General features: G+C 59.6%; 9 protein-coding genes. 5 read left to right on the top strand and 4 right to left on the bottom strand.

The window, feature by feature from the left end; translation table 11 throughout:
• The coding region (gene pilM / locus ABIZ35_RS00230; protein WP_348217861.1) for a type IV pilus assembly protein PilM at positions 1 to 1,386 on the bottom strand (1,386 nt) is incomplete at its 3' end.
• A 330-nt stretch (positions 1,387 to 1,716) separates the two neighbouring features.
• On the opposite strand from pilM, the gene ABIZ35_RS00225 reads away from it, so the two are divergent.
• Complete coding sequence (locus ABIZ35_RS00225; protein WP_348217860.1) at positions 1,717 to 2,820, top strand: dipeptide epimerase; 1,104 nt, start codon at positions 1,717 to 1,719, stop codon at positions 2,818 to 2,820.
• A gap of 77 nt (positions 2,821 to 2,897) precedes the next feature.
• Complete coding sequence (locus tag ABIZ35_RS00220; protein WP_348217859.1) at positions 2,898 to 3,074, top strand: hypothetical protein; 177 nt, start codon at positions 2,898 to 2,900, stop codon at positions 3,072 to 3,074.
• Positions 3,075 to 3,081: 7 nt separating this feature from the next.
• On the opposite strand, the gene ABIZ35_RS00215 is transcribed toward ABIZ35_RS00220, so the two are convergent.
• The 3 genes from ABIZ35_RS00215 to rpsR all read right to left on the bottom strand — a co-directional run bounded on the left by ABIZ35_RS00215 (position 3,082) and on the right by rpsR (position 4,743).
• The gene (locus tag ABIZ35_RS00215) at positions 3,082 to 3,819 is read right to left on the bottom strand and encodes a WecB/TagA/CpsF family glycosyltransferase (RefSeq protein ID WP_348217858.1); all 738 of its coding nucleotides are present in this window, start codon (positions 3,817 to 3,819) and stop codon (positions 3,082 to 3,084) included.
• Positions 3,820 to 3,905: 86 nt separating this feature from the next.
• Positions 3,906 to 4,289 (bottom strand): PilZ domain-containing protein, encoded by a 384-nt coding sequence (locus tag ABIZ35_RS00210; protein ID WP_348217857.1) that lies wholly within the window; start codon positions 4,287 to 4,289, stop codon positions 3,906 to 3,908.
• A gap of 166 nt (positions 4,290 to 4,455) precedes the next feature.
• Positions 4,456 to 4,743 (bottom strand): 30S ribosomal protein S18, encoded by a 288-nt coding sequence (gene rpsR / locus ABIZ35_RS00205; protein WP_119322458.1) that lies wholly within the window; start codon positions 4,741 to 4,743, stop codon positions 4,456 to 4,458.
• Between the two features lie 250 nt (positions 4,744 to 4,993).
• Between rpsR and ABIZ35_RS00200 the strand changes: the two genes are divergently transcribed.
• The 3 genes from ABIZ35_RS00200 (at position 4,994) to ABIZ35_RS00190 (ending at position 10,443) form a co-directional block, all read left to right on the top strand.
• Complete coding sequence (locus ABIZ35_RS00200) at positions 4,994 to 5,527, top strand: hypothetical protein (RefSeq protein ID WP_348217856.1); 534 nt, start codon at positions 4,994 to 4,996, stop codon at positions 5,525 to 5,527.
• A 40-nt stretch (positions 5,528 to 5,567) separates the two neighbouring features.
• The gene (gene hisI, locus ABIZ35_RS00195) at positions 5,568 to 5,957 is read left to right on the top strand and encodes a phosphoribosyl-AMP cyclohydrolase (RefSeq protein WP_348217855.1); all 390 of its coding nucleotides are present in this window, start codon (positions 5,568 to 5,570) and stop codon (positions 5,955 to 5,957) included.
• 79 nt (positions 5,958 to 6,036) lie between these two features.
• A complete protein-coding gene (locus ABIZ35_RS00190) occupies positions 6,037 to 10,443 on the top strand; it encodes a hypothetical protein (RefSeq protein WP_348217854.1) in 4,407 nt (1,468 codons plus the stop codon).
• Positions 10,444 to 10,757: the final 314 nt, after the last annotated feature.

Raw genomic sequence — 10,757 nt, 5'->3', positions numbered from 1 at the left:
CAGGTTGGCGCTGCCGCCCACCAGAAGCACGCGGTCGACGGAACGGCCTTGAGCGCGGCTGCGGAAGTAGTCCAAAGATCGGCGCAGTTCCGTGGCAAGTTCGCCCAAAACCGGGGCGATCGCTTCGAAGACCTGGTCCTTGATATCATTGTCACTGGCGGGCCCGCCCAAAAACCCCTGATCCGCCTCGAATTCCGGAGGCGGAGCGAACGCCCCGTCGCCGCCGCCGGGCTCATCGCGGCGTCCCAGGTTCAAGGTTCCTCGGGACATAGGCTGCGTGCGCTCCAGATCCGCAGGATCGGTTGGCTTGCCCAGATTGAGCGAACCTGCCGGATCTTCCGCGCCGGCCGCCGACGCCGTATCAGGATCAGAGCTCAGGTCAAAGGGATTGGAAAATACGCCGAGATCGTCGCCGCCAAGACGGCCCGAAATGCGTCCACTGCGTCCAGAGATACGCGCGGAGCGGCGGCCGGAGATGCGCGTCGAGTCCGTAGGTCCAAACTCGCCGCCTTCTTCGCCGAAACCGGGAGACTGGTAGTTAGGATCGTCGCCGTACGCCGTACCGGTGTAGATCGCCATGCGGTCCAGCTGAACGGAAGCGTAGTCGCGCTTGATACGTTCGGCCTGATCCAGCGTGTATCCCATCATTTCCGCGATGGAGCGCGTCAAGCTGTCGCCGGCCAGCGGAAGCGATCGAGGGAAGGAAAGCTGGCCGTCCTGGTAGATTGAAATGTCGGTATTGGCGGCGCCGATATTCACCACCGCGACGGTTTCGATGGAGTTATTCTCGAACGGCGCGTCGACGGGATTCACAAAGCGCTGCTTGCGAACGACAGGGTGACCGCCGACGACATCCAGAACCGCGCGGCCAGACGCCAGCGGCTCGATGTCGATCGCAATCGGGTCGAGTCCTGCGGCGAACATCGTATCCACAAGATTGTTGACAATGTCCTGCTGCGCGACAGCGAGCAGAACTTCCATATTGGGATTCGTCTCATCCAGCGCGCTGCCCGTTTCGAGCGGCTGGTAGTCGATCATCGTCTCGCTGGGAGCAAAGGGGACATGGCGCTCCACTTCCCATTTCATCGTTTCCTTCAGCTCGGCGTCCGTCATTTTCGGGACTTCGATGATGCGGATCACGACCGCGCTTTGACCGGCGACGCTTCCGACCGCTTTTTTGGCGCTGATGCCGCTTTCACGGAGCAGCTGCTTGATGGTCTGCCCCATCAAACGAGGGTCTGTAATAATATTATTCTGCAAGATCCCGACGGGTGTCGGCGCAATGCCCATGCCGGCCGCGACCAACCCGTTTTTACCGGGGCGCAGCTCAACGGCCTTTATTTGCTGTGTGCCGATATCGAGACCGACAATTGAACCTGAGGCCATGGTGGTGATACTCCTCGCCCACACTACACTAACACATATTCACTCGAAAGGCGTTTAGGTATCTGCACTGAGAGTGGAGCAAAACAGCGAATGGGTATGCACATCGGAAATTGGAAGACAGCGGTATTACCGGGTTTCGCTTCCATGCGCCACTGATTGTATCACGTTGGCCGGCCCTTGTCAAGCGTATTTGCGCTTGTTTGGCGAGCGAGCGAGCGGCTCTTTCGCGGCAGTTCCACCCTCAGCAGATTTCGGCCATTTTTCGTGAACCTACATCTTCTATTGATACCCTGTCGCGACGTATGCTTCACGTTACGGTATAATGTTTTTATGGACATTCGCGACGTTCGCGTCACCCCTTGGATTCTCCCGCTGCGCGCTCCTTTTGCAATCGCTCAGCGGACGGCTTATGAAGCCCAAAACGTTTTAATTATTGTGGAGACCGATCAAAAAGAAATGCGCGGTCTTGGCGCCAGCGCTCCCGTGGCTTACGTGACCGGCGAAACCATTCCAACGGTAATCGAAACGCTGACGCGCTTCGTCCCCACCCTCATTGGACGATCGATCGGCGATTTCGAGGCAATCCTCGCGCTCGTTGGCGAGGCGCTTTCCGAGAACCCGTCGGCGCGCGCCGGCCTGGAAATGGCGCTCTACGATCTTTGGGCGAAATCGCGCAACCTTTCGCTTTGGGCGCACTTTGGCGGCGCGCGCGCCGAACTCATCTCGGATATGACAGTGCCGATCGTTTCCGCGTCCGAGGCCGCCGCCCTGTCGGTTCAAGCCGCGAAAGACGGCTTCCATAGCCTCAAAATCAAAGTCGGCGATCCCCAGGGGCACGACGCGGACCGCGCGCGGATCATCGACATCGCCGCCGCCGCGCCCGGAATGCGCCTACGCATCGACGCCAACCAGGCCTTTACTCCCGAGGACGCCGTGGCGTTCACGCGTTCGCTGGAGCCGATTCAAAGCAGCATCGACCTGATCGAACAGCCGGTCCATAAAGCCGATTTCGCAGGCCTCAAATTTGTACGCGAAAACGTCTCACTTCCAATTTACGCCGACGAATCCGCATGCACTCCGGATAGTGTCCGTCAGTTGATCGCCATGGACGCCGTTGACGGAGTGAATGTCAAACTGATGAAGTCGGGCATTACCGGAGCCCTCGAAATCATTGCGCTCTGCCGTGAGGCGGGCAAAGGATTGATGCTGGGCTGCATGCTGGAAACCAGTCTTGGGATCGCCGCCGCCGCTCATATTGCCGGCGGAACCGGCGCGTTCGACTTTATTGACCTGGACTCCCATCATTTGCTTTCGCCGATCCCAGGATTGCAGGGAGGATTCCGCAATACTGGCGACAAACTTACGCTGGATGCGTCTGAGACTCCCGCCGCCGGCTGGGGCGTGATCTATCCAGATGACGATTTTAGTATCTGAACGCCAAAAAACATGGAACAAAATGGCGGTTTTTATAGACTAATTAAGGAAGAAACGAAAACGAGAGGATGCCAACAATGAAAATCACCAAAGCGTGGCGAGCGCTCGCTGTCGGCGCGATGCTTGGCGGCGCCGCCGTCGTATGCCCGATGCAGGCGTACGCAGATTCCGCGCCGGCCGCGGATCAGGAAAAGAAGAGCGGGGACATTATCGTCCAGCCGCCGATCATCATTCCCGACAAAAAGAAGAAATAACAGCCGGTCAGGACGCTCCCAGGAACCGCTGCCTCAACGTCATGATGGCGAACTGGGGCAGCGTCATGACTTTGGTGATCTTCTTAGGATTGGAGCAGAGCCGGTACAGCCACTCAAGACCGCGCTTCTGCATCCAAACGGGCGCCCGCTTGACTCGTCCAGAATAAACATCGAACGAGCCACCGATCCCCAGTGAGACCGGCACTCCCAGTTCGTCCTTCAGGCGTGTGATCCATTTTTCCTGTTTGGGGATTCCAAATGCGACAAACAGGACATCCGGGGACGCGTCCCGGATCGCCTGAACCACCTCGCCCTCTTCCTCAGGCTTGAAGTAGCCGTCCCGCGTTCCCACAATCTTGGCCCCAGGATATTTGGCTTCCAGGTTTCGCGCGGCTTCCGCGGCGACCTCAGGAGCGGCTCCCAAAAAATAAATCCGATATCCCCGCTCCGCCGATAATCGGCAGGTTTCCGAGACCAAATCCACACCCGACACTTTATTCGTGATCTGACTGCGCAGCAGCTTGGACGCCCATAAAATCCCCGCGCCGTCCGGCGTCACGAGGTCCGCGTTCTCCACGATCCGGGCAAGCTCCGGGTCGCCGTGCGCCAGCACCACCATCGACGCGTCGGCAGTCACCACGTGTTTCGGCGCCCCGCGCTGCGCGATCCACTGTTCGATCTGCGCCAGCGCTCCGGACATGTCCGAGCGATCGACGCGCAATCCCAAAATATGTACGCTATCCATTGTCGGAATGCTACCTGAGAAATGGGGGCAAGTCAAGCCTTCCCGGTTCCAGCGTAGAGGGCTCAAAGGGAAAATCAAGGACGAGGTTAATGAGACTGCCGAAGATTGGCGGCTTCCATGAAACTGGAAATTACTGAGATCGCGTGCGCGGTTTGCTGGCTGCGCATGAATTGGACGCCGCAGCGATGATGTGTCCGTCCCGCCTGAACGGCAGGGGCGACTCGGCGTACAACGCCCTTGAACTGGCACGTCTTGGAGCCCAGGCGGACGCGCACCCAAATAGGCGCGCCAACAGGCAGGGAGCCAACGGAAACAAACGACAGACCGCCAAGGCTCAGGCTATCGACCTGAACGACCCGCATACCCATCTCCTGATCGGCGGGAAACGATAACTCATCCTCAGACGCGGGAGCGATCCAGACAACCGCCGGACAGACAAGCCGAACCCGGGGATGAGAGCGCCGGTTCATCGGGAGAGGTCCGATCTCTTGAGATAACGACACAGTACACATATTCAAGATTGTCGGATGGAAGCCGAAGGAGGACAGATGAGAAAATTGCGGGGATATTTCCATAGGGACACAAAAAATCAAAGCCCCGCCGAAAAATCGGCGGGGCTTTGCGATAACGCCAAGCTTACTCTTTGACAAAAGGCAGCAGAGCGATCTCACGTGCGCGCTTGATTGCAATAGCGATCATGCGCTGCTCCTTGGCGGTAGCGCCGGAGCGGCGGCGTGGGACGATCTTTCCGCGTTCGTCGGTAAACTGGCGAAGAAGCGTAACGCTCTTGTAGTCCACCTGGGTGATTTTGTTGATGGTCAGATAGCTGACCTTGCGACGCTTGAACCGGCGATTTTTGTTGCCGGCTCCGCCCGCCGCTGCACGCGACGGGCCGCGCCCGCCGCCGGACGAACCGTAAGCCATAGTATATCCTCTCGTTTCGATGCCTAGCCGGCCAACGCAGGCCGACGCGAAGCCCTGAAAAAGACTGCGAAACAGTATAACATAATTATCGAAGCAGAGTCAATCCTGGTCCATGACTTTGTTGAGTCAGGGACGCCAACACCATCGACTCCCGGAGTGTAAACCAGCCGGGATTCAGGTACAATAAAATGTTGGAACAAACACCCGCCATTCTTTGCGTATCATAGTTTCTGGGAGGAATACATTCGCTATGCCGACGGTTACGGCCCCTTATATCGAGACGCAACAGGTCGTCACCGGCTATATGTATCAGCTGCACATTGCCGAAAATGAAAACGGTCCGGGAATCACCCGTCTGGACATCGGTCCGTACTACTTCCCCGGTGCTCCTCCGCAGATCAAATATCCTGAAGCCGTCACCAATGAGATGTGCCCGCCGTCGTGGCAGGCGGTGCGCTGGTTCACGGACGAATCGGGCGCGAGCTGGCTGCGCTGGCAGGGCGGACGCCTTCTCAGTGAGGACGGCGAGCAGATCTTTCAGCTGACTTCCAATTACCCATCCACCAGCAGCGGCCCCGGCCTCCATGTGTGGCGAGGGAACAGCAAGTCATCCGAGCGATACTCCGTCACCGCGCCGGACTATTCACAGGAGCCTCCGAAGATCAATCCTCGGCATGATGTCATCGGCAAGGGAAGCACATTCGTCAAAGGCGGATGCGCGCCAGTATTCATCCTTGGACTGCTCACCATCGCCGCCGTCGCCGCGCGCTGCTTCGTTTCTTAGCTGAGACGATAGAATCTTATATAACGCTATGACATTGATAATGGATCAGATTAAATTCGACAAGACGGGCGACGGGCTCGTCCCGGCGATGGTGCAGGACGCGCAAACGAAAGACGTCCTGATGCTTGGCTTTATGAACCGCGAAGCGCTGCAAAAGACGCTGGACACCGGCATGGTGACCTTCTGGCAGCGCTCGCGCCAAAAGCTGTGGACCAAGGGCGAAACCAGCGGCAATGTCCTGAAGTTCGTGTCGCTCCGCGTCAACTGCAACGAAGATTCACTGCTCATTCTCGCCGAGCCCGTCGGCGCGACCTGCCACACCGGCCATCCAACCTGCTACTACCGCGAAGCCGATGCGGATGGTGAAGGATGGAAGACGATCACCGAGCCACAGTTCGATCCCGACGAAGTCTACAAGACGGCATCCTAAAAAGCAAAATCCTAGAACGAAATCCACGCGACCATTACCGATCACTGCAAACCCGGCCGCAAGGAGCGAAAAGAGCAATATGAAGTATCGACCCGGCGCGGCCGCTTTGGCCGCACTTTCCGTGCTTGCCACTGGCGCCTCCGCGCGCCCGCAAATCTCCGCCCCCCAGCCCAACACATCGCGCCGCTTCGTATTCGACACCAAGAAGTTCATGCGCGTCAGTGAGCTTCGTCCCGGCATGCGCGGATATGCGCTGTCGGTGTTCAAGGGAACGAAGATCGAAAAGTTCGATATCGAGATCCTGGGAGTGGTGGCGAAGTTCAATAATGGAAAGGATTACATCCTATTCCGAGCGCTAAACGGTCCGTCCGTTACCCGCAAGCTGAACATCGCTCACGGAATGAGCGGCAGCCCGATCTACATCAAGGGCCGCCTGGTCGGCGCAATCTCCATGGGCATCCCGGGAACGCAGTTCGCCAAGGACCCTATCGCGCTCGCGACACCGATCGAGGAAATGTTCGACGCCTGGAGCCCGGACCTTCCTTCTAATCCGAACCCGATCACTGCGAGCCCGGACGCCGCCGGCAAGAGCTACGGCGGTTCGTATTCGGCCACTCCGATCACCGCGAACGCCGCGTCCCGCATGGGCAACTTCCAGCAATTGGATATTCCACTCGTCGTAAGCGGCGTCTCCGCGCGCGGCGTCAGCCAGCTCAGCGAGATGATGGCGCCATACCATTTCAACGTAATGGCGGGCGGCGGCAGCGCCCCGACGGATAATAATCCCCTCGCACAGCACGCGACGCTCCAGCCCGGCTCCGCAGTAGGCGTTTCACTGGTTCAAGGCGACGTAGATATGACCGCGACGGGAACCGTCACCTACCGTGACGGCAATCGATTGCTGCTGTTCGGGCACCCCCTCTCCAGCCTGGGACCAATCGACGCGGCGCTCACGACGGCCTATGTCGTCGATATCTTCCCGTCGTACCAGGACTCGATCAAACTTGGCGCTCCGATCAAGACGGTCGGCCGGATCTTCCAGGACCGTCCCTACTCGGTGGGCGCACAGATCGGACCGATGCCGAAGATGGTTCCGATGACCATCACCGTGGACGATCAATCGATCAAACGCAAAAAAACATACCGTGTGCGAATTATCGACCATCCCCTTCTGACAGCGCAGTACGTGACATATGTCGCGGGACAGGCGATCGCGCAGCTGCACGGGCAGCCAGGCGACACCGTCGCCACCGTCTCGTTCGATGCGGATGTCGAGGAGATCGGACACGTCCACCGCAGCAATACCTATTACGACGCGCTCAGTATCGATCAAAGCGCGGTCGCCGATCTGGACAGCTTCATGCGTCTTCTGAGCGCCAATCCGTTTTACCCGCTGTCGCTGAAGAACTTGAACATGAACGTGACGATCCGCAACAGTCACGACACGGCTGAAATCCAGCGCATCTTCGTGAAGCAAAGTAAGTTTGCTCCCGGCGACACAATCGATGTCGGCGTCGTCATGAAGCCCTACAAGCGTGAACAGGTGCTGCGCACCCTCAAGGTCAAGGTTCCTTCGTCTACCCAGAATGGTCCGCTGACACTGTCCGTCAAAGGCGGCGGGTCGGACAGCGGATCGGTGTCTCTGGGCGGGATCGTCATTATGCGCACCGGCGCGCCCGGCGCTCCGGTCAGCAACGTCTCGCAGCTCGTGAAGCAGTTCGTGGAAAAGCCGCACAATGACGATCTTGTCGCGCGTCTCGTGCTGCCGACAGTCGCCGTGAACATCGAAGGCGAGAAACTCTCGAACCTGCCGCCGACCATTGCGGCCGTTATGGCGTCGTCACGCTCCACAGGCCTGAAGACGGAACGCGATGATGTCAAAGTCACGCAGAAAACGCCGTATGTCGTGTCCGGGTCGCAAAGCCTCACGATCACGATCGAAAAGAAGAGCTTTACGGAGACGCCTCAGGACGGGCGACTCGCGCCCGCCCCAGCCGCTCCCTCCGCCCCCGCGCCCGCCGCAAATCCATCGTCCGACCTTCTGTCGGGACAGGATGACGGAAGCGACGACGAATCGGCCATCATGGGCGCCGCCGACGGATCGAGTGACCTGACGGCGTTCCCGCATATGACGACGGCGGCAAATCTGGCTGAATACCAATTCGCCGCCGGCGCGCCTTCCACGCCGCCAGTCGCGCCTGCGGTTCCGGCCACGGTCGCAGCGGTGAGTCCTGCGCCGGCAGCTCCCGTGGCCACCATGCCTGCGGGAGCAGCTCCGCCACCAGCAGCGATTCCGGCGGCGACGCCCGCCGCTCCCATCAAGACAGTCGGACGCCTCGCATCCGTATGGCGGCAAGACGCCGGCGCTGATTTTGTCGGCGGCAAGATGGAAAACGCGTCCGTCACGAGCAAAGGCGATCTGCGCCTGTCTCCGCCACTGACCAAGCTGGGCGAGACTCCCGAGACCTACGTTTGGGCGCTCGTTCCAGACGGAGCGGGAAGCGTGTACGCCGGCACAGGCGATCGCGGCTACGTCGACGAGATCGATGCAAGCGGCGCTTCGCACGTCTTCTACAAGACGGGCGAACTGGAAGTCACTGCTTTGGCCCGGGACGCCTCCGGGAACATCTACGCGGGAACCATGCCCAACGGCCGCGTCTTTAAGATTTCCCCTGATGGACACGGCCGTCTGTGGTATACAGCGCCCGAGCACTATATCACTGCACTCGTCTACGACGCGCCGCGCAATCGTGTCCTGGTCGCGACGGGCGGAGCTTCCGGTGGCGTCTACGCCGTCTCCGAAGCCGGCGTCGCCACTCGCCTGCTCCAGGAGCCCGATGCGCATGTGCTTTCGCTGGCGGTCGGCGCCACTGGCGACATTTACGCCGGAACCTCTCCCGACGGCGTCATCTATAAGATTGACACGCAAGGCAAAAGCACGGTGTTCTACGATCTGGGCGAACCCAGCATCGCCGCGCTTGCAACCGACAGCTCCGGCAACGTCTACGCAGGCACGGCTCCCAGAGGCGCGATCTATCGAATCACTCCCAGCGGCGCCGTCAAAAACCTGTACGACCGGGTCACCTCCCCCGTGCTTAGCCTTCACAGTGACCGTATGGATAACATCTACGCCAGCTCTGGAAGCACTATCTACAAAGTCCTTCCCGACCAGACGGTAGAGATCTTCGTGTCGAAGGATGACGAGCAGTTCCTAACCTCCACGGTCGAAAGTGACGGCTCCGCCGTTTACGCCGGCACAGGCACGGTCGGCGGGGTCTACAAGATCGCCTCCGCCACGGCGACCGCGCTCACCGGTCAGTTTGAAAGCACAGTCCATGACGCCGGACGCACCGCGCGCTGGGGATCACTTCAGTGGTCTGCAGAACAGCCTGCGGGAACCGTTGTCGCAGTCCGTACGCGCAGTGGCGATACAAATGAGCCAGACGGTTCCTGGAGCGCCTGGTCAGCTCCATACACCAAGCCTCAAGGCGAACCGATCACGTCTCCAGCGGCTCGTTATCTGCAGTACCAGGTCATGTTTCAAAGCACCGATACCGCGATGAAGGCGGGGCAGGCGCCCCGGCTGCACAACGTCACGGCGTATTATCTGCCGAAGAATCAGGCGCCGACGGTAAAGATCGCCTCCCCCGCCGGCGGCGACGCGCTTTCCAAGACCGCCACACTGCGCTGGTCCGCGAGCGATCCGGATCAAGACACTCTGACCTACGATTTGTCGTACTCGGTGGACGGCGGCAAGACCTGGAGCCCGATCAAGAAGCATGTTCCCACCACCCCTCCCGCCACGCCCGCCCCTGCGGCGGGAGCGAAGCCCGTAGGAGCCAAGCCTGCGGCTGGATCGACCACAACAACAGCGCCCGCCGCTCCCGCCAAGCTCACCTACGATCAGCGCCTCGCGCTCATGAAGGCGGATCTGGCCAAGCACCCGGAGATTCCCGCCGCGATCCGCGAACAGCTGCTCGCGCAGGCTCCCGATATCATCAAAAAGGCGATGGCGAACGAAGCGGCCAGCCCCGCTCCAGCCCCTGTCGCGGTCGTCAAGGACACCAGCTTCATCTGGGACACCACGGATGTCGCCGACGGACAGTACCTAGTGCGCGTGACCGCCTCCGACCGGTCCAGCAATCCGAAGGACACCATGACCGCCGACGCGACTTCCGAGCTCTTCACAATCGCCAACAAAGCGCCCGTGCTGACCACGGGAACGCCGACAGTCGCAGCGGATAAGACAGTCACTATCTCAGGAGTGGCGACAAGCAGCATCGTCTTCGTCAAGGCCGTGCAGTACCGCGTAGACGGCGGCGACTGGATGGCGGCGGGCGCCGACGACGGCCTGTTCGACTCCACCCGCGAAGCATACTCGTTCACCACGAACGCGCTGACCGTGGGAGCGCACACCATCCAGGTTCAGACCGTGGACCTAGCTGGAAACAGCATCACTTCCACCGTAAAGGCGGACGTGAAATAACGACCGCTTAACGACTAAAACCAAAAAAAGCGGGAGGCGTAATGCGCCTCCCGCTTTTTTATGGCCCTCATCCCCCAACCCCTTCTCCCAATTCTGGGAGAAGGGGAGCCAGAGTTTTAAGTTAGAATCTGAACTAAAATCCCAATCTTAATCGGACTCCCCTCTCCCAGAATTGGGAGAGGGGGCGGGGGTGTACAAACCGGCGACATAGTTTACATCTTAAACCGGCGACATTCTTTACACTTTCAGTATGCTTGGTTGGAGGTATCCAACCTTGCCATTCAAGGAATCATCCCTGGCGGATCAACGCCAGG

It is taken from the genome of Capsulimonas sp. (genome assembly GCF_039929585.1).
Classification (GTDB): Bacteria; Armatimonadota; Armatimonadia; order Armatimonadales; family Capsulimonadaceae; genus Capsulimonas.
Note: the sequence above shows the minus strand (reverse complement) of the source record. Positions and strands in the feature narration are given on the sequence as shown.